This window comes from Pectobacterium polonicum (genome assembly GCF_005497185.1).
In the GTDB taxonomy this organism is placed as follows: domain Bacteria; phylum Pseudomonadota; class Gammaproteobacteria; order Enterobacterales; family Enterobacteriaceae; genus Pectobacterium; species Pectobacterium polonicum.
In genome coordinates this window covers 93,257-119,598 of sequence record NZ_RJTN01000012.1, presented here as the reverse complement: position 1 = coordinate 119,598, position 26,342 = coordinate 93,257, and the positions used below count along the sequence as shown (strand labels likewise).

The window sequence follows — 26,342 nt, the reverse complement described above, 5'->3', positions numbered from 1 at the left end:
GTGGAAGGCAAGATTCACCTCGTTGCGTCCCCAAATAGGGATATTTCTGGTCGTCAGCAGGCCAAATCCTCGCTCGCGGGCTCCTCAAATAGCGCCGTCGTCATCTCTTCATCAGCGTCATTCTTTCTACGGCCACCGCTATTTGTCAGGTGATGCAACATGCGGCCATCGCATGAGCAAAACCGTCCATAGGAAAACGTCAGTTGAACCATTAATGCTATCTGTGTATTTTTATGCATACAAAGTGCATAAAAAAAGAAAGTTTTACATTTAAACCAGGAGAAAACCATGTTCAAAAAATTGTTATTCGTTGGTGCGATCTTCGCCACCGCATTATCAACGGGCGCCTTCGCCGCTGAACCCACTTATGTTGTCGGCTCAGGCGGAACCTACCGTCCCTTTGAGTTTGAAAATGCGCAGAAAGAGCTGGAAGGCTTTGATATTGATATTATTAAAGCGATCGCCAAAGCAGAGAATTTTAATATCAAGCTGATCAACACGCCGTGGGAAGGCATCTTTGCGACCTTAAACTCCGGCGATCGCGACATTATCATCTCCGGTATCACCATTACCGACAAACGTAAGCAAATGGTCGATTTCTCTACGCCTTATTTCCCTGCTGAGCAATCGATCGTCGTTCCTAAAGGTTCGACGATCGACTCAATTGCCGCGCTGAAAGATCACAAAGTGGGCGTCGTGAACTCCAGTACCGCCGATATCGTGGTTTCCGATGTATTAGGCAAAAACAGTACATCGATTAAACGCTTTGATAACACCCCGTTAATGTTACAAGAGCTGTATGAGGACGGTGTGGGTGCGGCAGTTGGCGATGTGGGCGTGGTGAAGTTTTACATTAAGACGCACCCTGAAAAACAGTTCAATCTGGTTTCCGACGCCAAATTCGAGCGCCAATATTTTGGGATCGCCGTCGCAAAAGGCAACGATCAACTGCGTGAGAAGATTAACGCTGGGCTGAAAAAAATTGTGGCTGACGGCACCTACGCCAAGATCTATCAAACCTGGTTTGATAACAACGTGCCAACCTTACCCGCAGAATAACGTCTGTAAGACACCGCGAACTTCTCCTGATCTCCATCGCCTCGCATGAGACGTCGCACCAACCGGACAGCTAGTCTGTCCGGTTTACTTTAGAATAATCATTACGTTAGCCTATTCAAAAAAGGAAACGATCTTGACGGGATTTCGTTGGGAGATCATTCAGGAATATGCCCCCCTATTTATGGAAGGCACCTGGATGACCATCAAATGCACCATTATCTGTGTCATTCTTGGCACCTGCTGGGGATTAACGCTCGGATTGGGCCGCTTAGCGCAAGCGCCGCACGGACCGTGGAAATATATCCTGCACTACGGCGTTCAATGGCCGGTGCGAATCTACATCAGCGCCTTTCGGGGTACGCCGCTGTTTGTGCAAATCATGGTGGTGCACTTCGCGCTGGTGCCGCTGTTCATCAACCCGCGTGACGGGCTGCTGGTCACCAGCAATATGATGTCGGTCGATTTTGCCCGCACATTACGCTCAGATTACGGTGCATTCCTCTCTTGCGTAGTGGCCATCACACTGAACGCGGGAGCCTATGTCTCTGAGATATTCCGTGCCGGTATTCAGTCTATCGATCGTGGTCAAATGGAAGCTTCACGCTCTCTCGGCATGAGCTATGGCCGCACCATGCGGAAAGTGATCCTGCCACAGGCTTTTCGCCGTATGTTGCCACCGTTAGGTAACAACGCCATCGCGATTGTGAAAGATTCCTCGCTGGCCTCAGCAATTGGATTGGCGGATCTCGCCTACGCTGCTCGCACGGTGTCAGGGGCTTATGCCACGTACTGGGAACCCTATCTGACGATCTCTATCGTCTATTGGGTTATTACTTTCCTGCTCTCGCTGCTGGTGCGGCACATGGAAATGAGGTTTGGCAAAAGTGATTCACGTTAATAACCTGCAAAAACAGTTTGGCGATACCCATGTCCTGCGTGGCATTTCCTGTGACATTGCGCCTCAGGAAGTGCTTTGCCTGATTGGCCCATCCGGTTCAGGAAAAAGCACCTTTCTGCGCTGTATCAACGCGTTGGAGACGCTGTCTGCGGGCGAGATTACGGTTAACGGTTTTGCCATTCACGATCAGAAAACGGATATCAACCGTATGCGCGAAAGCGTGGGGATGGTGTTTCAGCGCTTTAATCTGTTCCCGCACATGACGGTGTTGGAAAACGTGATTATGGCGCCGATGGGCGTGAAGAAATTACCCCGCGCCCAAGCCGTAGAACGAGCTAAAGCGTTGCTCAGTAAGGTCGGCCTGCTGGATAAAATCGATGCCTGGCCAAACAGCCTATCCGGTGGTCAACAGCAGCGCGTCGCGATTGCCCGCGCGTTAGCGATGGAACCCGCCATCATGCTGTTCGATGAGCCGACATCCGCGCTAGATCCAGAGCTGGTTGGCGAAGTGCTGGCCGTCATGAAAACGCTGGCAAACGAAGGCATGACCATGGTCATCGTAACCCATGAAATGGCATTTGCCAGAGAGGTCGCAGACAGAGTGATCTTTATCGATCAGGGGATTATTCAGGAGCAGGGGACACCAGAGGCGATCTTTACTCATCCGAGTAACCCACGCACGCAGGCTTTCTTGAGCAAGATACTGTAACGTTGAATGCGGTAAAATAATGGGCTGTCAGCATCCACGCTGGCAGCCTTTTCCCCTACCACCCCGTCAAAAAAGAAAAAACCAGCCAGAATAGGCAGACCACCGTCAGCCCTGTCGCAAAAAGCGTATAAAAAAGATAGCCTCTCAGCAGAAAGCTAAACCCGACGCCAACCAGCACTGAAAACGGCATCAGCGCCAAAAAGAACGGCCACGTGTAAAGCATGAAGAAAAACGTAGTGTTAGAGCCATACACCAGAAAAGGGATGCTAAAAGCCAGCCAATAAAAGGAGAACCCCGTCACCGCTCCCATAAACAGATAGGAAACGCTGTCATCCTCTTCTTGCGCTGGACGAGTCTTGCTAATCGTTAACTGCGTGGCATTTTGCATAATCTTTCCCATTATTCCCCTGCATCACCCAACAACTCGGTGAAAAAAAGCGGGGACATCAGAGCTTGATAATAGCTCGCTTGCCAAGCAGATCTAACAATTGGCCGGTCAAAGTTGTTACGAATTGTTCGCCATCCAGATGACTATCCGGCGCTTCCGGCGCTTCATACACCGAGTCGATCCCAGTGAAATTGCGCAACTCCCCCGCGCGGGCTTTTTTGTACAGCCCTTTAGGATCGCGTGCTTCACAGATCGCTAAAGGTGTATCCACAAAAACTTCAATAAACTGCCCGTCACCGAGCAGATCCTGCACCATTTTGCGCTCGGCGCGATGCGGCGAAATAAACGCGGTCAGCACCACCAGACCCGCATCCACCATCAGTTTGGCGACTTCACCTACGCGGCGGATATTCTCGCGCCGATCGTCGTCAGTGAAGCCGAGATCTCGGCATAGACCGTGCCGAACATTGTCGCCATCCAGCAGGTAGGTGCTGACGCCACGTTGGTGCAATGCCTGCTCCAACGCGCCTGCTAGCGTGGATTTACCGGACCCAGACAGCCCGGTAAACCAGATAACGACGCCCTGATGACCATGTAGCTTCTCGCGCGACTCACGGGTGACATCGTGCGCATGCCAAACCACGTTATCGTCAGTCTGTTCATCGCGTAAAGACACGTTATTTGCCTCCTAACAAATCGCGCGCACCCCAATGCGGGAAGTGGCGACGTACCAGTGCATTCAGCTCTAGTTCAAACGCACTGTACGCACCCGGTTCCTGATACACCTGTTCGATAGGTTCCCGCACCAGACCCGCGCCCACCGTGACGTTGCTCAGACGATCAATGAAGATCATTCCGCCCGTCACCGCGTTGTGCTGATAGTTGTCCAGCACCAGCGGCTCATCAAAAACCAGCTCAACGGAACCGATACCGTTTAGCGGCAGGTTTTCCGCTACGCGCTGCGTCAGCGTATTGATCTCAACCTGATACTGAATATTTTCGACCCGAGCACGCGTTTTCTTGCCGCCAATCTTGATGTCGTAGCTCTGTCCCGGCACCAGCGGCTGCTCCGCCATCCAGACGACATCCGCCAGCGCATGCTGCACCGCTTTCAGCGACTCGCTGCTGTCGACCAGCAGGTCACCGCGGCTGATATCCACTTCATCCGCCAGCACCAGCGTAATCGCTTCACCGGCCTGCGCCTGCGGCAAATCACCGTCAAAGGTCACAATACGGCTAACGGTGGATTCTACGCCGGACGGCAGGACTTTGACCCGCTGCCCGACACGGATAATGCCGGATGCCAGCGTTCCTGCGTAGCCACGGAAGTCCAGATTCGGGCGATTGACATATTGCACCGGGAAGCGCATCGGTTGTTCCAGCGTGCGCTGTGCCACATTGACCGTTTCCAGCACGTCCAGCAGTGTTGGCCCGGTATACCAGCCCATCGTCGTACTCGGCGTCGCAACGTTGTCGCCATCCAGTGCGGAAATCGGCACAAAGGTAATATTCAGATCGGCAGGCAGTTGTTGAGCAAAATCCAGATAATCCTGCTTAAACTGTTCAAATACCGTTTGCTGATAATCCACTAAATCCATTTTGTTCACCGCCACCACCAAATCACGAATCCCCAGCAGGGTCGCAATGAAGCTGTGACGACGAGTTTGATCCAATACGCCTTTACGGGCGTCAATCAGCAGGATCGCCAGCTCGCAGGTTGATGCGCCGGTTGCCATGTTGCGAGTGTATTGCTCGTGTCCCGGCGTATCCGCGATGATGAATTTGCGTTTTTCCGTCGAGAAATAGCGATAGGCCACGTCAATTGTAATGCCCTGTTCACGCTCGGCCTGAAGCCCATCGACCAACAGTGCCAAATCCAATTTCTCGCCCTGCGTACCCAGACGCTTGCTGTCGTTGTGCAGCGTGCTGAGCTGATCTTCATAAATCTGGCGCGTATCGTGCAGCAAACGACCAATCAGCGTACTTTTCCCATCGTCAACGCTACCGCAGGTCAGAAAACGCAGCAGCGTTTTATCCTGCTGCGCATGTAAATATGCTTCCACACCGCCCTGCTCGGCGATCTGCTGTGCAATCGCATTATTGATGACGACTGCATCTTTCTCAGCCGCATTGTCTGCCGCTGCATCTTTTAAAGAAATTTGGCTCATTCGACGATTCCTCAGAAATACCCTTGACGCTTTTTCAGCTCCATTGAACCGGCCTGATCGCGGTCAATTACCCTTCCCTGACGTTCACTGGTCGTAGAAACCAGCATCTCTTCGATGATCTCTGGCAGTGTCTGCGCTTCAGATGCCACCGCGCCGGTCAGCGGCCAGCAGCCCAGCGTGCGGAAGCGCACCATGCGTTGTTCAATCACTTCACCTGGTTGCAGATCGATGCGATCGTCATCCACCATCAGCAGCATGCCATCGCGTTCGACCACCGGACGCGGCGCGGCCAGATACAGCGGAACAATATCGATATTTTCCAGATAGATATATTGCCAGATATCCAGCTCGGTCCAGTTAGAGAGCGGGAAAACGCGGATGCTCTCGCCTTTGTTAATTTGACCGTTGTAGTTGTGCCACAGCTCTGGGCGCTGGTTTTTTGGGTCCCAACGATGGAAACGGTCGCGGAAGGAGTAAATACGCTCTTTGGCACGCGACTTCTCTTCATCGCGACGCGCCCCGCCAAATGCGGCATCAAAACCGTATTTATCCAACGCCTGCTTCAGCCCTTCGGTTTTCATGATGTCGGTGTGTTTGGCGCTGCCGTGTACAAAAGGGTTAATCCCCAGCGCTTCACCCTGCGGGTTGCGGTGCACCAGCAGTTCACAGCCGTAGGCCTTCGCCGTGCGGTCGCGGAATTCGTACATTTCACGAAATTTCCAGCCGGTATCAACGTGCAGCAGCGGGAAAGGCAGCGATCCCGGATAGAACGCCTTGCGCGCCAGATGCAGCATCACCGAAGAGTCTTTGCCGATGGAGTACATCATCACCGGATTACTGAACTCGGCCGCCACTTCGCGGATGATGTGAATGCTTTCGGCTTCAAGCTGCCGTAAATGCGTGAGTCGTTTCTCGTCCATACCCTTTCCTTAAGCCAAGTTTACTACCGCAGGGCGGCTGTCTTGCGGCACCGTCGGCGTTGTCTGACCAAACCAGGCAATCTGGTGATGTAGATCCACCACCTCGCCAATCACCAGCAGCGCCGGTGTCGGCGCTTGCCGTGCCAAATGTTCTAACTCTTGCAGCGTGCCGATTTGCACCTGCTGATCGTGTCGGGTGCCGCGACTGATCACGGCAACGGGCGTCTGCGATGAACGGCCATGCGCGATCAGCTGCTGTGAAATCTCCGCGGCTTTCATTGTTCCCATATAAATCGCCAGCGTCTGACGCCCACGCGCCAGCGTTGACCAGTCCAGCGCATCGCCATCGGGGCGACAGTGCCCGGTAATAAAAAGTACACTCTGTGCATAGTCACGGTGCGTCAGCGGAATCCCCGCATACGCCGTGACGCCCGCTGCGGCCGTCACACCGGGCACCACCTGAAACGTGATCCCCGCCTGTGCCACTGCCTGTAGTTCTTCGCCACCGCGGCCAAAAATAAAGGGATCGCCGCCTTTCAAGCGCACCACCCGCTTGCCTTCCTGCGCGAGCGTTACCAGCAGTTGATTAATCTCATCCTGCGGCAGCGAATGCGCACTGGCACGTTTTCCAACGCAGATGCGTTCGGCATCGCGTCGCACCAGATCCAGCACATCGGGGCTGACCAGATGGTCATACAGCACCACGTCCGCCTGCTGCATTACCTGTAATCCGCGCAGCGTCAGCAACCCCGCATCGCCGGGGCCTGCGCCAACCAGTGCCACTTCACCGCGTGATGCCGCTGGCAGCTGCTGTTCATCTTGCTGATTAACCAACTGTTGTTGCAATTCATCTTCGGCCTGCGCCAACTGTCCGGCAGACACCAGCGACGCAAAACGTCCAACAAATAGCCGTTCCCAAAAGCGGCGACGGGCTGGCATCGAATGCAGTCGGGTTTTAATCCTGTTGCGCCAGCTTCCGGCGATGTCCGCCATCGTACCCAAACTGGCAGGCAGTAATGATTCCAGTTTTTCACGCAGTAACCGCGCCAGCACCGGTGCCTGCCCCCCTGAAGAAATCGCCACTACCATCGGAGAGCGGTCGACAATCGAGGGGAAAATAAACGAGCACTTCGGCTGATCGTCCACCACGTTCACCAGCAAATGACGCTGGTTCGCCGCGTCAAACACGGCCGCATTCAGCTCAGCGTCATCCGTTGCAGCAATCACCAGAAACACGCCAGATAACAGCTCAGGCGTAAAAGTATGCGCCAGCCATTCAACCTGCCCGGCCTGATGCTGCGCCGCCAACGGCTCCGCCAGCGCCTGCGCGACGATTTTTATCTCCGCACCTGCGCGTTGCAGCAGATCGATTTTGCGCGTAGCAACCTCGCCGCCACCGACGACCAATACCGGGCGCTGACGAAGATCGGCAAATATAGGGAGATAGTTCACAATCGCCTTAACTAAGCAAAAAAGTAGATAATGCGACTATACGGTGAGGACAGAACACTTATGAAATGCCGAATTGGAATGACAAGTTCCGTAATGGAATAACACCACGTTTACAACTGTGATTGGGTGGAGGCTCCCCCTTAACAAAGACTGTTTCTTATACACAAATCCACAGGCTTTGCAGATTTTGTTATTCTCCGGCGTAAAAAATTATGCTGAGGAGATAGCGGGCTTAGGATGAGCCGCAGGGACGCGGCGAAAGCTTGCGCCACGTGCTGGCCCGAAGGGCGAGCCCCATTTATGGGGCGAGTAATCGTGTCGCAAGCGGTCCGTTAAGCCAGATACCGACGAAGGCACCGCGTAGCGGCATAATTCCCGCCAAAAGCCTGGGGTCTCGGGGCGAGCGGCGTTTGAGCCGTCCCGAGTCGGGCGCGTGCTACGAGATAGCATAAAAATATCGGTGTTATGGCGCACGAAACCGTCTCCGCGTTTGCATAAAAATATAGCTAAGAGACTGGCAGGCAAACGACAATGTGTCAGACGCCTTTTACCCTTCGTGCAAGCCGCACTCGCGTTTCAGGCCGAAGAAGCGCGTTTCTTCTTCACTCATGCCCGGTTCCCATTTGCGGGTGGTGTGGGTATCGCCGACGGATAAATAGCCCTGATCCCACAGTGGATGGTAACTCAGGCCGTTTTCTTTCAGATACTGATACACCGTCCGATTATCCCAATCGATAATCGGCAGGAATTTGAAGACGCCGCGCTGAATCGCCAGCACGGGCAATTCCCCCCGACTGCCGGACTGCTCGCGGCGCAGACCAGCAAACCAGGTTTTCGCCTTTAACTCGCTCAGCGCACGGTTCATCGGCTCGACTTTATTCAGCAGGTTATAGCGTTCGATGCCTTCCACGCCCTGCTCCCACAGCTTGCCGTAGCGCGCTTCTTGCCAGGCTGCCGATTCAGCGGCGCGATACACTTGCAGGTTCAGCTTAAGCTGTTCCGTCAGTGCATCAATAAACTGATAGGTTTCAGGAAACAGATAACCGGTATCCGTGAGGATGACCGGAATATCCGGCCGCTGTTGCGTCACCAGATGCAGCGATATCGCAGCCTGAATGCCGAAGCTGGACGACAAAACATAGTCGCCAGGCAGATTCTCCAGCGCCCAGCTCACTCTTTCCTGCGCAGACAGCGCTTCAAGCTGACTGTTCACCGTAGCCAACTCAGCTACTTGTTCCGCTTTCGGTAACGCGTTGAGCGCCTCAAGATTAAATTCGGCCATCAGGCTCTCCTGTCAGTCATAAAAATCGCGGGCGGGGTCCAGCACCGGTTTAATGATGTTGGTACGAATCACGAAATCACCGAAGCCTTCATTCGGCTGGCGATCTTGCGCCCACAGCCCGATAAGCCTGTCGATTTCTGCAAGGATCTCGGTTTCGTTAATGTTTTCGCGATACATACGCGGAATACGTGTTCCTTCTCGATTCCCACCGAGGTGCAGGTTATAACGCCCTACCGCTTTGCCCACTAAACCAATTTCCGCCAGCATCGCGCGGCCACAGCCGTTCGGGCAGCCCGTCACGCGCAGAACGATATGTTCATCGCCCACGCCGTGCTGCTGCATAATCCCTTCCACTTTCGTGACAAATTCCGGCAGGAAGCGCTCGGCTTCTGCCATCGCCAATGGACAGGTTGGGAACGACACGCAGGCCATCGAATTCTTGCGCTGCTCGCTGACGCTGTCATCAATCAGGCCGTGCTCACGCGCCAGCGCATCAATCTTCGCTTTGCTACGCGCAGGAACCCCCGCGATGATTAAATTCTGGTTCGCCGTTAACCGGAAATCCCCTTTGTGGATCTTGGCAATTTCCGCCAGGCCGGTTTTCAGCGGACGGCCTGGATAATCCAGAACACGACCGTTTTCGATAAACAGCGTCAGATGCCATTTATTGTCGATGCCTTTTACCCAGCCGATGCGATCGCCACGCCCGGTGAATTCATAAGGGCGCACGGCTTCAAATTTCACACCGGCACGTGCTTCCACTTCCTGCTTGAAGTTGTCTACACCCACACGCTCCAGCGTGTATTTGGTTTTCGCATTTTTACGGTTGGTCCGGTTACCCCAATCGCGCTGCGTGGTCACCACCGCTTCCGCGATGGCCAGCGTATGCTCAATGGAAATGTAGCCCAGTTCACTGGCGGTACGCGGATAGGTTTCTTTGTCGCCGTGCGCGATAGAGAGCCCGCCGCCCACCAACACGTTGAAGCCCACCAGACGGCCGTTATCGGCAATCGCAACGAAGTTGAGATCGTTCGCATGCAGATCGATATCATTCTGCGGCGGGATCACCACCGTGGTTTTGAACTTACGCGGCAGATACGTCGAGCCCAGAATCGGCTCCTCATCCGTCGTTGCCACTTTTTCCTGATCCATCCAGATCTCAGCATAGGCGCGTGTACGCGGCAGCAGATGCTCAGAAATCTTTTTCGCCCACTCATAGGCCTGCTGATGCAGTTCGGATTCTATCGGATTAGACGTACACAGCACGTTACGGTTCATGTCGTTCGCCGTCGCCAGCGCATCCAGACCGATGCTATTCAGCATCTGGTGTACCGGTTTCACGTTCGATTTGAGAATGCCGTGATACTGGAATGTCTGACGATTCGTGATGCGAATGCTGCCGTAGATCGTATTTTCAGTCGCAAATTTGTCGATCCGTAGCCACTGTTCTGGCGTCATCACGCCACCGGGCAGACGGCAGCGCAGCAGCATCGCATGGCGCGGCTCCAGCTTCTGCTCGGCACGTTCGGCACGAATATCGCGGTCATCCTGCTGATACATACCGTGGAAACGGATCAGCAGGAAGTTATCGCCCTTAAAGCCGCCGGTCAGACCGTCGTTCAGATCGTCAGCAATCGTGCCGCGCAGAAAGTTACTTTCTGTCTTCATGCGCTCAGCATCAGCGAGTTTCCCTTCTACCACCAAGGGACCGGGGTGTTTTTCACTGAAAACGTATTTTTCACTCATTAGTACACATCTCGCTGATAACGGCGCTCAAGGCGCAAATCGCTTAAAAACTCATCGGCCTGTTCACTGTCCATGCCGCCATGCTCAACTATCACATCCAGCAGCGCCTGCTCGACGTCTTTCGCCATACGGTTGGCATCACCACACACGTACAGGTGCGCGCCATCCTGAATCCAGCGCCACACTTCCGCGCCTTTTTCCCGCAGTTTGTCCTGCACGTAAACTTTATGCGCCTGATCGCGTGACCAGGCCAAGTCGATATGAGTCAGCAGGCCATCTTTGACGTAGCGCTGCCATTCCACCTGATACAGAAAATCTTCCGTAAAGTGTGGGTTACCGAAGAACAGCCAGTTTTTCCCTTCAGCTCCTTCGGCATCGCGCTGCTGCATAAACGCGCGGAACGGCGCAATCCCGGTTCCCGGCCCGATCATGATGACCGGCGCGTCAGAATTGGCAGGCAGACGGAAGTTATCGTTATGTTCGATGAAGACGCGGATTTCGTCGTCTTCGCTCAACCTGTCGGCCAGATAGCTGGAGGCACCACCGGCGCGCTCGCGGCCTTCGTATTCGTAGCGCACCACGCCAACGGTGATATGCACTTCGCTTTCGACTTCCGCCTGCGAGGAAGCAATAGAATAAAGACGCGGCGTCAACGGACGCAGCAGGCCCAGCAGTTGCTCCGCCGTCAGTTCAGTCGGCGCTTGTCGCACCATATCAACCAGCGGCGTTCGCTGTGCAAACTGCTGAAGCGCAGGCTTATCGGCCAGCAGCGACAACAGCGTTTCATTACGCGATAGTGCCGCATATTTCTCGACAATCGGTGCGGTGTTCTGCGTCAGTTCAAAGTGGCTTTTCAACGCCTGCGATAATGGCAGCGTCTTGCTGTCAACGCTGACGGACTCATCGCCTTTCAGCCACAGTAATCCCAGCAATTCCTGCACCAGTTCCGGATCGTTATCGAACCACACGCCCAGCGCATCTCCCGGCTGGTAACGCAAACCAGAATCGCCCAGATCGATCTCGATATGGCGAACATCTTTTTCGGAGTTACGCCCGGTCACTTTCTGATTGACGGCAAACGTGGCATGCAGCGGTGAAGCTTTGCTATACGGGCTGCTGGTAATTTCATCCAGTGCGCCCTGAGCGGCAATCTGTGCTACCGCCGTTCCCTGAACCGGCACCCGCGCCTGTAAAATATCCACCAGTTGGCGTCGCCACTGTTCGGCAAGCCCCTGATAATCGACATCCGCATCAACACGATCCAGCAGACGTTCCGCACCTAACTCAGCCAGACGGTTATCGAAATCCTTACCCGCCTTGCTGAAGAATTCATAAGAAGTATCACCCAAGCCAAACACGGCAAACGCAGTGTCTTTCATCTCTGGGGCTTTTTTGGACAGCAGGAACTTGTGCAGCGCGACCGCCTCTTCCGGCGGCTCCCCTTCACCTTGCGTCGAGGCCACAATCAGCAGCAGTTTTTCCTGCCCAATTTGCTTGAATTTGTAATCGCCCGCATTGACCAGATTGACGGACAGCTTGGCTGCCAGCAGATCGTCACGCAGCTGTTCTGCGACCCGGCGCGCGTTGCCGGTCTGCGAGGCGGAGATCAACGTAATGGTTTGCACTGGCACCGTGACTGCGGACACCGCCGTGGCCGTGGCGGTTATCGCGCCTGGCTGCACGTTCCCAGGCTGCTGTACCAACCCCCAGAAATAGCCGGATAGCCAGGCCAGCTGCGTCGATGAGAAATCACCGGTTGCCGCCTGTAAACGCGTTAATTGCTCCGCACTCAGCGGAAGCAATGAAGTGGGGGAAACCGGAGTAGTCATTGTGATTTCTGTTTCCTTGTGCCTGTGCAGTTAGCCAACGACGCTAATACAAAAACATGCAATAAAAAGATGGATGGAGGATAAGGGTAACGATCTGCATCTTAACAATTAAAGAAATGATGGAAATATTAAATAACCAAAATGACTAAATGGTTTTTCTGATAGCCCTTATTGCTTAAAGTGTTATAGCCGATGGCATGGGCGTTGCGTGGCGATATCGGTAGAAATTCATGCGGAAGAAGGAGCTGCCACGCAGCCCCATATAAACAGGATGTGGGTTAAATTTTCAGGACTTTCATGCCAAAATCGTCGGGATGTACGACGTTTTCGAGCTGACCGACCTGCAACAAATCTCCTTTAGAGACGACGCTGCTGATATTGGTATCAGGAAAGCGCAGATTCTTGACGAGATGCACCACGATCGGTTTACCCTTTTTATCAATATCCATTACCCAGCCAAGAAATCCGCCCGAGTATTTAGCCAGACTGCCTATTGGATAGAGACCGTAAATCTGCACGTAATTGACCAATACAGCCTTATCATAGGCACCGTTCGCCTCATAGATTTTCCGGTAGGCTGCCAATGGCGTGCGAGGAGAAATGCCATTGCGCGTATGCCTTAGCTTATTAATCGCCTTAATCACGGAGACTAAGCGGGCGAGTTCCGATAGCCGATCGGCATGTTTGCCCTGTGGATAGCCGCTGCCGTCCAAACGTTCGTTAGCATTCTCAATCACATCACGACACGTGGGGGTGATCACCCAATTTAGCTCACGTAATTTCGCGCACAGCACACCCACATGACCACTCAGGATCGCTTTCTGCGCCGGGTTCATATTCACTTTCAGCGACGGAAGGCTGGCGTTCACCAGCAGCGGCTTGCCCATGGTGTGGAGTAACGCGCCTAGCACCGCCTCACGCACGTGAGGCGCATGGGGATCGGAAAGTAACAGCATATCGGCCAGTTTCCCCGCGACCTGCACGGCATGTCTGACCCAATCCGCCTCATCACGCAGGAACGACAGCGCATACAAAAAAGCCTTTCTCTCTTTTTTGACCATATAAAGCAGAGTGTCAACACAGTCATAGAAGATCTCAACGGGCAGTTGATTGCGCGTTTTCATGTACATCAGCCCAATCTGAAGCCGATGGGCGACCTCCATTACCCCGCGTTCCATCGGCGTCTGCCGGGTACGTTTCTCTCGCTCCTGACTTTCTCGCAGCAATAGACTTTTCTCCTTAGTGCCCGGAATGAACAAGGGGGATGAATACACCATGCTGCCAGTCACGCCGGTTCGGTATGCGGCTTCTCTTTCCGATTCATTCGTATAACGGAGCAACGCTTCAGACTGTGATGAAGACAAATTGATAAATTGGATGCCAACAGCGGCGTAGCCATTATTCCCAAAAGGCCGTATATGGCGAATTTTCCCCTCAGCATAAAAGCTTTCTCCGTTAGGGAATTCAAGTGCGACGCCGGGGATGTCTTGACCCACTTCAATCGCAATGCTCTCAACCAGATCGATTTCGACCATACACCCACCGGTCGATAAATTGCGCAACGTTCCAGGCACATTAAGCGTGTGCATATAGACTTCAATGCGAGCACGAGCCTGCATGCCAAGAATAAAAGGAATACGAATCGCCCCTCTGTTTTCCGTAACGAAAACAGACTCCGGCAGACGACATTCCAGACGATAAAACATACTGTCCATCTTGAATAACTGTGTGGGAATATTACAAAGACTGTAAGTTTCTCGTTCGATGTTCTCCGTCCCTTTGAGTGCCTCCAGATCAAAATTCAAACCACCATCTGCAAGATATCTGTCGATATCCGAGCCAGAATATTCCACATCCAACACGATTCGGCTTTTATCCAGATTCAGTTCCGCAACATCTGCCTTTAATGCATATAGCATATCTTTGGCATAGATAGACATCACATAGGTATGTTGCAGCAATGCGCTAATCACTTTAGCGGGAGGGGGAGAAAACTTTTCCACTATAAGATCCACCTATTAACGCGATGGTGATATATCCCAAAAAATCCCAAAAAGGACTTCTCTCTTTTTAATAAAAACGAATTCTATCGTAGGGTTTAATGATTTATAAAAATGCCTACCTCCCTGGGTAAAACGTCAACCAGGCTCAATCTCTTATTTTTTCTCATCCCAATATCATTACGAAACGACGATTTCATCCTTGTTTATCATCCTAACAAGGATGCTCAGAAGTCACAACGGCCACACACGCCCCAAAAACTGACTAAAATTAGAGCAAAAAGAATATTAAACCCAATAAAACAAAAACAACCAACATTAAACACCATTAAAATACAAATAAAAGGAATAAAAAACCAATACATACATAGATTTAAACGATCATTATTTTTTAATCAATAGCCATTGACTATCAAACAAGAATTATTGATCATTTAAAACAATTTCCAAACATTCCAAATTACTGTGTAGAATCCAGACGAGCAATGTTATGGAATTGCTATTTCTATGGAGAGGGTGAGTAATCAGTAAAATGAATACAACAACATTGAATATCGATGGGAAAATTTTTAGGCTGACAGCAGAGTTTCAGCCTATTATCCATCTCCCTCAAAATAAAATATTCCGTTATGAGGCTCTTGCCAGGTTTTATAACTCAGAAGGTGTGTTAGCACCAACCCAACAGACAATAGATAAAATTGAGCAGTGTGAAGCAATTGATGAAGTAACAGACTTTATGTTTGATGTGGTCTGCCAGGTAATAAAAAACAAAAGCAGCATGACAATATCATTTAATTTGTCACACTTGCTTTTTAATAACACTGCCTATTTGGAAAAATTGTATCAAAAATGCGTAATGCATAAAGTCAGACCGCAGAATATAGAAATAGAGATCAGTGAAAAAACGACCCGACAACAGTTAATTGATGGAATTCCCTTTTTACACCAAGCAAAACAATATGGTTTTATGATTTCATTAGATGATTTCGGCGCAGGAAATCTACAGATAGACAGCCTGAGCCTGTTTAACTTTGATACAATAAAAATCGATCGTTCCATTATCGATGGCATCGGTAAAGAAGAGACAAAATCACAAAAGCTAAAAGCCTTATTGAACAAACTTATTCCACTTGGGGTTAATATTATCTGTGAAGGTGTTGAAAAGGCCACCGATTTGAATCGGTTAAATAAATACCATCCCATTGGGATTCAAGGATATATTTTCTATCGCCCATTAACATTCAGCCAATTAAGGCTGCTGGAAGGGTTTTAACTGATATACCCGTAATACTTCAAGCCGCAGGTGCGTTGGCTGCGTTCACTCACCCGAATCACTTACCTGAGTAAGCTCATCGGGACTCCCTCTCTTGCCGCCTTCCTGCAACTCGAATTATTTGGGGTATATGCTCGGTTTCAGCTGTCTAATTCCCCGTTGGTCAACGCATTTGTGGCATCAATGCCCACGACAAATCCCCCGCGACTAGCCTCTTAGGCAATCAACATTAGCGAACAGGCTCACATTTCTGGCGTTCGCCGCAGGAATTTATCCTTTGCGATAACACATCAATGCGATACTCACGCCAGTGGCAACGGGAGAAAAATGATGTGGCAACGGCGCGCGCTGGAACTCAATACGCAGGATATTTGGCACTGGCAACAGGTCCTCTCGGTCATCGATTACGCCCGTGAACACGGCTTCAATACGCTAGTGCTGGGTGCGGCAGATTTGCTGGATAAGCTGGTAACGCCAGAAGCCTACAATAACGCGCGTTTTGACGATCGCATCAGCAGCCAGCAGCGTTCCCGCTGTGTTTACCTGAATCAGATCGCAGCGCACTGCCGTGAACAGGGTCTGGCGCTGTATCTGCAATGCAAAGAGCTGTCGTTTCCCACGGATCTCCTGCTTCATCACCCGGAATTGTTGGACGACACACATAGCCTCCGCATGGATACCGATTTTTGGTGCGACTACCTTGCCGCCAAAGTCGAACTGCTGATGCAGCAAATTCCGCGATTGAGCGGCCTGCTGCTGGCGATCTCCAACAGCGACAGCCTGCTGCGCTTTTCCGCGCCTTCCGGCGATGAGATTAACGGCACCGTTCCCGTCACCACACACTGGCCGACCAACGCCACCAGCGAGCAGATCTATCACCGCTTATTCTCTGCCGTCGCCCGTGTGATGCACTATCACCAGCGCCATCTGGTGTTGCGCGCCTTTCCCGCCAGCCATCAGGATATCGGTAACGTTCTGAACGCGATTCGCACACTGCCGGAGTCCGTTTCCGTCGCGATCAAAGTCACGCCAGAACGCTTCTGGCCTGAGTTTCCCAATAATCCGACGCTGCTGGACGTCAGCGGGCGTGAAGTCTGGGTTGAATTGGATCTGGCAGGCGAAGAAGTCGGCTGGGGCAATCTCCCTTTTCTACGCTACACCGAAGTTCAGGGTCGACTACTGTGGTGTCGGGAGAAAAATCCCGCGATTGTCAGCGCCCTGTGCCGCATCAGTTGGGAAGGCGTAGATAATCACAGCGTGATAGGTACACTAAGTGAATTCACCCTGTTCGCCTGCTCCCGATTACTCACGAACCAGACTGCATCAGCAAACGAAAATACGCTGTTTGCACAGTGGCTACTGGCACGCTACCAGTGGCAGCCGGACGATAACATACTGCACACCATGCAGACCTTGTTGGATCAGGCGCATCAGGCCATTTCACTGTCGCTCTATGCCCGCCACCACGTTTTTCATCGCCACAGCCTGCTGCCGACCAGCTTTGGTCAGGCGATCTGGAGCCTGTACGGTCAGCTCAATCGTAACCACTGGCTGCCGGGCTCCGGTCAGGACATTACGTTCGATCCGCAGCATGCGGAGCTGGCGTCGCAGAACCTCTACCACATTGCGAAAGAGAAAGATGCCGCCTGGCAGTTGGCGGAACAGTGCCAGCAGGCCGCACTGCAATTCTCCCGCGAACACACGATGCCGGAAGCACTGAGAGTACGCTGGCAGCAGGAATGGCGCGGTCTGACGCTGTATTGCCGCGCCTTTGTTCACGCGCAGAAAGCCTTCTTTACGCTGCACTACGGCAAACGGGTGGAGAACAACTGGACGCTGCGGGAAATCGCCAAAACCAATATTCAGGCGCTATACGGCATTGGACATGAGATGGAGGATTTCTGTCTGCAACACCGGGATTATCCGGTGAGTCTGCATGTGATGTTTGATGCCGGGCGTCCACGCGCGTTAGCCGATAGCCTGCAACAGCAGTTGGCTGAACTCACGTAACGCACCGGCCAGTCACGATCTTAGCCCTTCATTCGATTAGCGAACCACCCGTTTCAGAATACGCTCACCTGAACTGCTGAAATTTTTCGCCGATTCTTCCACGCTCTTTTTGCCATAATCGAGCTGTTCAATGGTTTGTAGGATCAGGCTAGCAAGCTGCGGATCTTCAAGATAAGAGGAAACGGGCGTTTGCATCGGTTTTTGCAGCGCCAGCGATAATCCGGCAACCGACAGATCGTTGGTATCCAGCTTCTGCTTTTCTTCCAGCGCTTGTCTGGCGATGCGGCTGAGCGGAATACCGCGCTCGGTGCCCATCAGCAGCGCGCCTTCAGGATCGTTCATCAGATAGTTCAGCAACAGCGCCGCTTCTTTCGGGTGTTTGGTATTTTTGCTAATGGCAAACAACATCGACGGTTTGAAGAACTGTCCTGAATTCTCCGATCCCGGCGTCATGATGTACGGTCCTAATTCGAGCTTGCCGGGCGCGACCAGCGGATCGGCGTATTTTTTCACCACCGAAATCCACAGGTGCGCACCACCGTATTCTCCGTTAATCCAGGGGCGCGTTTCATACATGCCAACTTTGCCAAACGCATTGTAATACTTCGAGGACGGCATCACATGTTCGTCGATCAAACGCTTGTAGAAACGGAATGCTTCGATCCATTGCGCCTCGCTGTAGTTAAAGCGCTTGTTCTTTTCGTCAATCATGCCGATCTGATATTTCTGCGTCATGTAGTAGTTGATCAATTCCAGCACGCCTTCACCGCTATCCTGCGCAGGCGAAGCAATGGGGAAATAGTTATCACCCAGTTTTTCTTTAAATACCTTACCCGCATGGAACAGCTCATCCCAGGTGGTGGGATACGGTAGCCCGGCCTTCTTCCAGGTTTCCGTGTTGTAGTACATCACCAGCGCATTCAGCGAGGTGGAAATCGCGTTCACCTTGCCGTCGATGGTCGCCGGTTTCAGCGCATCTTCGGGGAAATCCTGCAATTTCAGCGTACCGGTCAGCTTATTCAGGTCATAAAACCCGGTGCCCGTCTTGGAAAAAATCGGCAGCCAGTTCCAGTTAACCTGAAGCACATCCGGTTCTTCGCCGCTGGCAATCTGCGTCGTCAGGCGAGATAAGTGCCCATCCCAACCGGTGTATTCGGGCTTTACGCTGATATGCGGATATTGTTTCTGAAACGCTTCCAGCGCGGTCAATGTTGCCTGATGACGGCTGTTTCCTCCCCACCAGGAGAGGCGTAATTCCACGGGTTCAGCAGCCTGCGCGAACGAACAGAGCGCAGAGAAGGCGATGGCAATCAGTCCAGGTAATCTCATTTTTCCCCCAACGACATTATTATTGTGGTGTGTCTGGTGTGGCGTATAGATGAGAACAGGTAGGGTACATGGCTACATTTCTCGCCCCTGACAAGATAGGCAGAACCTTTTTTATCGCGCCAGTCGCCACAGCGAGAAAACGCGTGATTTGCGGGGCTGGCGGAAGAAATATCGCTGACAACGCAGCGTTAGTGAGCGTTTCAATCACACCGCGTGAGCGCTATCTGGCGCAGTAGGGAGGTGCCTCACATCATTAACCGACGCATCACACCAAAAAGAGATTTAATTCACAAATAAGACACACAAAAACAACAAGACCACCTCAGGTATGCTGCAAAAAAGAAAAGTCGACGTAAAAGCGTGATGAAACACACACGGTATGAAGCACTGCACCGCCCTCTTCGTTATGCCTTTCACATTCTCTTGAGCAGTATGCCCTGCGCTGTGAAGCCTGCTCCAAGCACCGCAGATTTCATCGTGACAGCTCCTGCCGAACACGCCAAAACGTGCTGCAATGCGATCATGAAGGACAACATTGGATCTCATCATGAAACACTCTATTCAGTCATACTCCCCTGCCGCCGACGGCGTCACACCGGATACTGCCATTTTTCAGCAGGCTATCGATCGAATTGCGGCACAGGGCGGCGGCACCCTGACGGTGGAGCCAGGACGTTATCTGTTAGGGGGATTACTGTTGCCCTCCAATTTTTGTCTGCAACTGGAGGCGGGTGCGGAGCTCATCGTCAGCGGGGACTATGAACAGTTTACGCAGGCCAAGACGATCAGCATGGCCGAACTGTCGCACCGTGCGTTTCTTTATGCCTATCAACAGCGCAATATCACGATCTGCGGTCAAGGTAAGATCATGGGAAATGCCGACGCCTATTTCTCTGCGGAGCCGGACGATCAGGGCTATCGCCTACCCGCGCAGCATCGCCCACGCATTGTGGTCTTTGAGGATTGCGAACACGTCCGCCTGTGTGATTTTACGATTGAACATGCGCCGATGTGGACCGTGCATCTGGTCAGTTGTCGCCAGATCATTGTCGAACGTCTGACAATTGATAACGATCTGAGCATGGCGAATACCGACGCGCTGGATCTTGATAGCTGCCAGCAGGTGCAAATCAGCAACTGTTCATTGAGTGCCGCCGATGATGCGCTGTGTATCAAAACCACCCATAAACCGCCCCATCTACAACGTAAAGTGCAGCAGGTTGTCATCAGTAACTGCCTGCTGCGTTCCAAGAGTTGTGCGCTGAAAATTGGTACCGAAACCTTTGCCGATATTGAGGATATTTCCGTCAGCAACTGCGCTATTTACGACACTAACCGCGCAATCGGCCTGATCTCCCGCGATGGCGGCACATTCAGACGCCTGCAATTCAGCAACATCACGTTCCAGTGCGTCGCCGCGCACCCGTGCCATTGGGGCAAAGCCGATCCGATCTTTATCTCCGTGCGTTATCGCGATCCGGCCATCGAACCCGGTCGGATCGAAGCAGTACAGTTTTCTCAGATCGCGGGGATCAGCGAAGGGGCGATTAACCTGCACAGCACGCCCGCAGGCTACATTCGTGATATCCATTTCCACGCGGTGCATCTCGAACAGCGGCAGAGCGATTCACCGGAACAGGGCATGTACGATGTGCGCCCGCCCTGCAACCCGGAGCGACCAACAGGAATGGGGCTGGACAATGCCTATCGGGTCGATCCTGAAACGGGCTGCGCCTTCGGTGTTGAGCGCTACCCTAACGGCATGCCCGCACTCTTTGCCCGCGGCGTACTGAACCTGACCACCAGCCACATGACGATCCACCGCCCCGATCCGCTGCCATCCGGCTGGCATCACGCCGCGATCGTGCAGTTGGAAGAATAAGGACTTTCGGGTAGTATGCGACGGCTTTTTGCATACTATGTTCTGAAAGCGCCTTTTTCAGAACGAAACCGGGAACCTCGCTATGGTCACTACACTCTTTAAAGATTTTCAGTTCGAAGCTGCACATCACTTGCCTCACGTGCCGGAAGGCCACAAGTGCGGTCGACTGCACGGGCACTCTTTCATGGTGAGACTGGAAATTACTGGTGAAGTCGATCCGTATACCGGCTGGGTGATGGATTTCTCTGAGCTGAAAGCCGCGTTTAAACCGACCTGGGAGCGGTTGGATCATCACTATCTGAATGAGATCCCCGGTCTGGAGAACCCGACCAGCGAAGTGCTGGCGCATTGGATCTGGCAGCAGTTGAAACCGACGTTACCACTGCTCAGCGCCGTGATGGTGAAAGAAACCTGTACCGCTGGCTGCGTCTATAAAGGCGAGTGAATGCGGTTATCGTCTGGCGTGAGCCCCTTTCTCACGCCCTCTGATATCAGGCAATATTCAGGTACTTATGTGTCTGCATAGACAGCCGCCAGTTGCGGGCGATACAGGTCTCAATACACAGTTTGGTCGCATCGTCTTTCTGGCTGATCGGCTGTAGCGCCACAATCCGCGGCTTATCATCATCAAGCCGCGCCAGCAGCGCATCCAACGCTTCAATATCACGTTCACGCGCCACCGGGTGTTTGATCTCATCCGCCCGCTGTAACGCCTGATCGAGTACCTTCATGCCGCCACGCATGTTCACCTTCGGCGATACCGTCACCCAGGTTTTGGGCGAACAGCGCACGTCGTGCGTGCCGCTGGTTTCAATCTGGCAGCTGAAGCCCTGCTTTTCCAGCTGTAGCGTCAGCGGTGCCAAATCATGGATACAGGGTTCTCCGCCGGTGATCACAATATGGCGTGCCGTATAGCCCTGCTGCGCCATCAGTGCCAGAATATCGTCCGCACTCGCTGCGCCCCAGGCATCGCTTTCTTCCGTTTTTACCAGCACCTGATCCAATGAGGTTTCCCGCTCTGCCAGTTTGTCCCAGGTATGTTTGGTATCGCACCAGCTACAGCCTACCGGACACCCTTGCAGGCGTACAAACACCGCCGGCACACCGGTAAAATAGCCTTCGCCCTGTAACGTCTGGAACATTTCATTAATCGGGTACTGCATGGTTTTCACTGTCTCGCTCACTTAAAAACGCAGTATACCCTAAATCCTTCGCGTTGCAGGACAGTGGCGATGCGGCGACAAATGCGGCGGAAACACGCCAGTCTGGGGACAGTTGAGTAATTCGGAACATGCGTCAATAATCAATCTGTTGTTACGATTTCACCTGCTTTTTATGTTTCATTATTAACAAGGACAACAATAAATGAAGTTATTGAAACCATTAGCCTTATTACTCGCCTCGTGTGCATTTGTCCCTGCGATTGCGCAGGCACAGGATATTGCTCAGGTTAAAACGCAACCAGGCTATTACCGCATCATGCTCGGACAGTTTGAAATCACCGCCCTGTCTGACGGCACCAACACCATGCCGATGGATAAGCTGTTGCAGCGCACCCCACCGGAAAAAATCACCGAACTGCTGGCAGAGAAATCGCTGACGCCGCAGGTGGAAACCTCGATCAACGCCTATTTAGTCAATACCGGGAAACACCTGATTTTGATAGACACGGGCAACGGCAAGCAAAGCAATCCTACGGTCGGGAAAGTGCTGCCGCATCTGATTGCCGCGGGCTACAAACCTGAGCAGGTCGATACCATCTTGATGACTCATCTGCACGGCGACCATTTTGGTGGTTTGGTACAGGACAATAAGCTGAACTACCCAAATGCCACGGTGTATGTCAGCCAGCCAGAAACTGACTTCTGGCTCAGCCCGGAAAACCTGAAGAACGCGCCTGAGAACAGAAAGGCGGCGTTCCAACGCGTGCAAAACACCTTTGATGTCATTCGCAAAGAGAACAAGCTGAAAACGTTCCCAGCTCAGCAGGCAACATTGTTACCCGGCGTCACCGCGATCCCAAGCCCAGGCCATACGCCGGGACACACCTCGTTTATGGTCGACAGTGAGGGGAAAAAACTGCTGGTATGGGGAGATATCATTCATGCAGAAGCGGTACAGATGAGTTTACCGACTACCACCATCAGCTTTGACTCAAATATGGATCAGGCGACGGAATCCCGTAATAAAGCGCTGGCTGACGCCGCCAGCCAAGGTTACTGGGTCGCGGGCGCTCACCTGCCCTTCCCCGGTATCGGCCACGTTGGCACGCGTCTGGAACGCAACGGCACCACCAACGGCTATCGCTGGCTTCCGGCGAATTACAGTGTGGCAGGATTATCTCAATAATTTCCTTGCCGTCACTCAAGCAGGGGGCGGTTCCGTCCCCTGCTCTGCCACCACCTCAGCAATTTGCCCATACAGCCACGTTATCGCCGGATTACTGTCCTGCCTGGCATGCCAGAGCGCCGAGAGCGTATAGGTCGGTAACGCAAGCGGCACAGGGCTATCGATCAAGCCATAATACTGACACCACTGCGTCGCCAGCTTTTCCGGCACGGTAGCGATTGACGGCGTTTGCTGCAATATTCCCGGCAGAGCGGAGAAATGTGGCGTGGTGTAATGAATCGTCCGCGTCATGCCCTGTTTTTCCAACATGTCGTCCACGACGCCATGTGCGCGTTCACGGTAGGTCACCAATAAATGGCGCTGCTGGCTGTATACGGCTAAAGGAAGAGGACGCGGCAGATCAAGCTGCTGCGGATGCCAAAGTGCTCTGAACCCTGACGATAGCAAGGCACGCTGCTTCAGCCAGCCTGCCTGTGCGCTGGCAACGGAAATCACCAGATCGACGCTGTCATTTTCCAGCCGAGCCACATCCAAAAACGGATCGGTGGCAACAAGGTTGATGCGCAAATCGGGTGCCTTCGCTTTGAGCCGTTTCAGCAGCAGCGGCATTAGCCATATTTCCACCCAATCGGTCATTCCCAGCGTGATCACGCGTGAATCGGTTAATGGATCAAACTTTTCGGGTTCGCCCAGCACCGACTGCAAGTGTTCAAAAGCGGGCGACAGCTGGACCGCCAGATAATCTGCACGCGCCGTCGGGCGCATCACCTGTCCCGTGCGGATAAAAAGCGGATCGTCAAACAGCGTACGTAAACGTGCCAGCGCCCCACTCACGGCGGGTTGCCCTAAATGCAGCTTATCCGCCGCCGCAGAGACGCTTTTCTCACGATACAACACCAGAAATGTCACCAGCAGATTTAAATCCACGCCGCGAAAATCATTTTCCATGATAGGCAGTATCAAATTAATCAATTTGAACAATGGTACCGCCAGCAGAATAATCGTTCCAGTCCCTGACAAGCAGGATCACCTTCCAAGAGTGTGCGATGAAAATGAATCTTCTGAAACAAACGTTATTATCGGTCGCCTTACTGGCGGGAACGCCCCTTTTAGCTGAGGCAGAATCGGTGCCTCAACAAAGAACGCAGGCACCGGGTTATTACCGGATGATGCTAGGCCAGTTTGAAATCACGGCTCTTTCTGACGGCACGGTCACTATTCCACTGGATAAGCTGCTCACCCATATTTCCCATGAGGAAATGCTGCACCTGCTGGCGCAAAAGAATCTCCAGCCACAGGCGGAAACCTCCATTAATGCGTATCTGATTAATACGGGTAAACAGTTGATATTGGTAGACACGGGGGCTGGGCCACTATTCGGTAAACTGGGTGGAAAACTACCCGACAACCTGCGTGCCGCAGGTTATCCACCCGAGAAGATCGATACCGTTCTGCTAACCCATATTCATGCTGACCATTCCGGCGGTGTCTCGCGTGACGGCAAGCTGGTTTTCCCTAATGCCACCGTTTATGTTAACCAGAAGGATGCGGATTTCTGGCTCAACCCGGCTAACAGCGACCATGTGCGGGATAGCGAAAAACACACGTTTGGGCAGTCTGAGGACTCATTGCAACCCGTGCTTGCCGCCAACCGGCTGAAAACCTTCGCAGGTAAACAGCGGCTTTTCCCTGGCATTACCGCCGTGCCAGCACCGGGACATACACCGGGGCATAGCCTTTATCAGATCGAAAGCGACGGCCAAAAGCTGACGCTCTGGGGCGATACGATCCATGCCGAAGCCGTACAATTTCCTCGCCCCCTGACCACGATCGACTTCGATCGCAATATGGATGAAGCCGCAGAGGCACGTTTACAGATTCTGGCAGAGGCCGCACGCAATAATGAATGGATTGGGGCAGCACACATTTCCTTCCCCGGTTTAGGCCAGGTTAAAGCCGTGTATGATGCTAACGGTAAACCAAACGGCTATCGCTGGCTCCCGGCGAATTACAGTATGGCGGGGCTAAAAAACTAAGGGGCAGAATGGAATTCATTACGTTGATTACTGGCGGTTCGCGCGGCATTGGTCGCGCAACCGCATGCTATCTGGCAGGAAAAGGTCATAAGATTTGCATCGGCTATCGCACCCAGCAGGACAGTGCGAATAGCGTCCTCGACGAGATTCGCGCGAGCGGCGGAACCGCCATCGCCGTTCAGGTCGATATCGCGGATGAAGAGCAGGTCATCGAGCTTTTTAAGCGAACGGATAAAGAACTTGGTTGCCTGACAGGTCTGGTGAATAACGCCGCGATGCTTAAACCACAAGCTACCATTGAACAACTCGATGCCGTGCGGCTTAACAATATTTTTGCCACCAATACGGTGGGCAGTTTTCTCTGTGCCCGGGAAGCGGTCAAGCGTATGGCGTTCCGGCATGGCGGAAAAGGCGGTGCTATCGTCAACGTGTCATCCGCAGCCGCCCGTCTGGGCTCACCGCATGAATACATTGATTATGCGGCGTCAAAAGGCGCACTCGATACCTTAACGATTGGTTTATCACTGGAAGTCGCCGATCAGGGCATTCGGGTTAATGCCGTGCGACCTGGTTTTATTTATACCGATATGCACGCTGACGGCGGAGAACCGGCGAGAGTGGATCGCATCAAGCATTCGCTGCCGATGAAACGGGGTGGTCACCCGATGGAAGTGGCGCAAGCAATAGGCTGGCTGTTATCGGACGAGGCGTCCTATGTCACTGGGAATTTTATCGACCTCGCGGGCGGGAAATAAAACATCCCTCTTATCTTCGCTAATTTCTTATACACAAATGCTGCCAATTATTACGGTTTTTGCCGTTATCCAGCGTAAAAATTATGCAGCGGTGGGCGTGACCGCCGAGTGAGCGGCATGGATGCCGCGAAAGTCAGTGCCGCGTCGGGAACGCGTCACTGACGGCTCGAATCGCGGTCATGAACACCGATGGCACCGCACAGCGGCATAATTTAGCAGGAAGCCAGGGTTCACAGGGTGGCGGCGACTGAGCCTCC

Annotated in this window: 23 protein-coding genes; 11 read left to right on the top strand and 12 right to left on the bottom strand. The window is 52.7% G+C overall.

The annotated features are described in order from the left end of the window. Positions 1-288: 288 nt before the first annotated feature. The 3 genes from EDI29_RS13620 to EDI29_RS13610 all read left to right on the top strand — a co-directional run bounded on the left by EDI29_RS13620 (position 289) and on the right by EDI29_RS13610 (position 2,666). Entirely contained in the window at positions 289-1,059 is a 771-nt protein-coding gene (locus tag EDI29_RS13620) for a basic amino acid ABC transporter substrate-binding protein (protein WP_137741307.1), read from the top strand. A gap of 133 nt (positions 1,060-1,192) precedes the next feature. Further along, complete coding sequence (locus tag EDI29_RS13615) at positions 1,193-1,957, top strand: amino acid ABC transporter permease (protein ID WP_137741306.1); 765 nt, start codon at positions 1,193-1,195, stop codon at positions 1,955-1,957. Then, a complete protein-coding gene (locus tag EDI29_RS13610; RefSeq protein ID WP_005973500.1) occupies positions 1,944-2,666 on the top strand; it encodes an amino acid ABC transporter ATP-binding protein in 723 nt (240 codons plus the stop codon). Before EDI29_RS13615 ends, EDI29_RS13610 begins: the two co-directional genes overlap by 14 nt. A gap of 55 nt (positions 2,667-2,721) precedes the next feature. Here the strand turns inward: EDI29_RS13610 and EDI29_RS13605 are convergent, their stop codons facing one another. The 9 genes from EDI29_RS13605 to EDI29_RS13565 form a co-directional block, all read right to left on the bottom strand. Beyond that, positions 2,722-3,054 (bottom strand): DUF3561 family protein, encoded by a 333-nt coding sequence (locus tag EDI29_RS13605; RefSeq protein ID WP_025919292.1) that lies wholly within the window; start codon positions 3,052-3,054, stop codon positions 2,722-2,724. A gap of 58 nt (positions 3,055-3,112) precedes the next feature. Next, positions 3,113-3,730 carry an adenylyl-sulfate kinase gene (gene cysC / locus EDI29_RS13600; RefSeq protein ID WP_137741305.1) on the bottom strand — a complete coding sequence of 206 codons (618 nt, stop codon included), beginning with the start codon at positions 3,728-3,730 and terminating at the stop codon, positions 3,113-3,115. Position 3,731: 1 nt separating this feature from the next. Then, on the bottom strand, positions 3,732-5,159 hold the full coding sequence (gene cysN / locus EDI29_RS13595; protein WP_137741326.1) for a sulfate adenylyltransferase subunit CysN: 1,428 nt from the start codon (positions 5,157-5,159) through the stop codon (positions 3,732-3,734). A gap of 74 nt (positions 5,160-5,233) precedes the next feature. Then, positions 5,234-6,142, bottom strand: a complete 909-nt coding sequence (gene cysD / locus EDI29_RS13590; protein ID WP_010299862.1) for a sulfate adenylyltransferase subunit CysD — start codon at positions 6,140-6,142, stop codon at positions 5,234-5,236. A 9-nt stretch (positions 6,143-6,151) separates the two neighbouring features. Further along, positions 6,152-7,594 carry a siroheme synthase CysG gene (gene cysG / locus EDI29_RS13585; RefSeq protein ID WP_137741304.1) on the bottom strand — a complete coding sequence of 481 codons (1,443 nt, stop codon included), beginning with the start codon at positions 7,592-7,594 and terminating at the stop codon, positions 6,152-6,154. 547 nt (positions 7,595-8,141) lie between these two features. Beyond that, a complete protein-coding gene (locus EDI29_RS13580) occupies positions 8,142-8,876 on the bottom strand; it encodes a phosphoadenylyl-sulfate reductase (protein WP_137741303.1) in 735 nt (244 codons plus the stop codon). Between the two features lie 12 nt (positions 8,877-8,888). Then, on the bottom strand, positions 8,889-10,622 hold the full coding sequence (gene cysI / locus EDI29_RS13575) for an assimilatory sulfite reductase (NADPH) hemoprotein subunit (protein ID WP_137741302.1): 1,734 nt from the start codon (positions 10,620-10,622) through the stop codon (positions 8,889-8,891). Further along, the gene (gene cysJ, locus EDI29_RS13570; protein WP_137741301.1) at positions 10,622-12,451 is read right to left on the bottom strand and encodes an NADPH-dependent assimilatory sulfite reductase flavoprotein subunit; all 1,830 of its coding nucleotides are present in this window, start codon (positions 12,449-12,451) and stop codon (positions 10,622-10,624) included. Before cysJ ends, cysI begins: the two co-directional genes overlap by 1 nt. 278 nt (positions 12,452-12,729) lie before the next feature. Next, positions 12,730-14,454, bottom strand: coding sequence for a PilZ domain-containing protein (locus tag EDI29_RS13565; RefSeq protein WP_137741300.1), 1,725 nt, complete (start codon positions 14,452-14,454; stop codon positions 12,730-12,732). 529 nt (positions 14,455-14,983) lie between these two features. Here EDI29_RS13565 and EDI29_RS13560 point away from each other — a divergent pair. Together EDI29_RS13560 and EDI29_RS13555 are read left to right on the top strand one after the other, a co-directional pair. After that, positions 14,984-15,724: an EAL domain-containing protein gene (locus EDI29_RS13560; RefSeq protein ID WP_137741299.1), complete on the top strand. Its 741-nt coding sequence runs from the start codon at positions 14,984-14,986 to the stop codon at positions 15,722-15,724. Positions 15,725-16,054: 330 nt separating this feature from the next. Next, the gene (locus EDI29_RS13555; protein WP_137741325.1) at positions 16,055-17,734 is read left to right on the top strand and encodes a hypothetical protein; all 1,680 of its coding nucleotides are present in this window, start codon (positions 16,055-16,057) and stop codon (positions 17,732-17,734) included. 36 nt (positions 17,735-17,770) lie between these two features. On the opposite strand, the gene EDI29_RS13550 is transcribed toward EDI29_RS13555, so the two are convergent. Then, on the bottom strand, positions 17,771-19,063 hold the full coding sequence (locus EDI29_RS13550) for an ABC transporter substrate-binding protein (protein WP_137741298.1): 1,293 nt from the start codon (positions 19,061-19,063) through the stop codon (positions 17,771-17,773). A 68-nt stretch (positions 19,064-19,131) separates the two neighbouring features. Here EDI29_RS13550 and EDI29_RS22770 point away from each other — a divergent pair, with 68 nt between their 5' ends. From EDI29_RS22770 to queD, 3 genes are all read left to right on the top strand, one after another. After that, entirely contained in the window at positions 19,132-19,299 is a 168-nt protein-coding gene (locus EDI29_RS22770; protein WP_167494511.1) for a hypothetical protein, read from the top strand. 311 nt (positions 19,300-19,610) lie between these two features. Further along, positions 19,611-20,945: a glycoside hydrolase family 28 protein gene (locus EDI29_RS13545; RefSeq protein ID WP_137741297.1), complete on the top strand. Its 1,335-nt coding sequence runs from the start codon at positions 19,611-19,613 to the stop codon at positions 20,943-20,945. Positions 20,946-21,027: 82 nt separating this feature from the next. Further along, positions 21,028-21,390, top strand: a complete 363-nt coding sequence (gene queD / locus EDI29_RS13540) for a 6-carboxytetrahydropterin synthase QueD (RefSeq protein WP_039306667.1) — start codon at positions 21,028-21,030, stop codon at positions 21,388-21,390. A gap of 46 nt (positions 21,391-21,436) precedes the next feature. Here the strand turns inward: queD and queE are convergent, their stop codons facing one another. Then, positions 21,437-22,108, bottom strand: a complete 672-nt coding sequence (gene queE, locus EDI29_RS13535) for a 7-carboxy-7-deazaguanine synthase QueE (RefSeq protein ID WP_137741324.1) — start codon at positions 22,106-22,108, stop codon at positions 21,437-21,439. 202 nt (positions 22,109-22,310) lie between these two features. Between queE and EDI29_RS13530 the strand changes: the two genes are divergently transcribed. Continuing rightward, entirely contained in the window at positions 22,311-23,294 is a 984-nt protein-coding gene (locus EDI29_RS13530; protein ID WP_137741296.1) for an MBL fold metallo-hydrolase, read from the top strand. 15 nt (positions 23,295-23,309) lie between these two features. Here the strand turns inward: EDI29_RS13530 and EDI29_RS13525 are convergent, their stop codons facing one another. Beyond that, the gene (locus tag EDI29_RS13525; RefSeq protein WP_137741323.1) at positions 23,310-24,242 is read right to left on the bottom strand and encodes a LysR family transcriptional regulator; all 933 of its coding nucleotides are present in this window, start codon (positions 24,240-24,242) and stop codon (positions 23,310-23,312) included. 104 nt (positions 24,243-24,346) lie between these two features. On the opposite strand from EDI29_RS13525, the gene EDI29_RS13520 reads away from it, so the two are divergent. Beyond that, positions 24,347-25,330 carry an MBL fold metallo-hydrolase gene (locus EDI29_RS13520; protein ID WP_395303359.1) on the top strand — a complete coding sequence of 328 codons (984 nt, stop codon included), beginning with the start codon at positions 24,347-24,349 and terminating at the stop codon, positions 25,328-25,330. Positions 25,331-25,338: 8 nt separating this feature from the next. Then, positions 25,339-26,085 carry an SDR family oxidoreductase gene (locus EDI29_RS13515; RefSeq protein WP_137741294.1) on the top strand — a complete coding sequence of 249 codons (747 nt, stop codon included), beginning with the start codon at positions 25,339-25,341 and terminating at the stop codon, positions 26,083-26,085. The last annotated feature ends 257 nt before the right edge of the window (positions 26,086-26,342 follow it).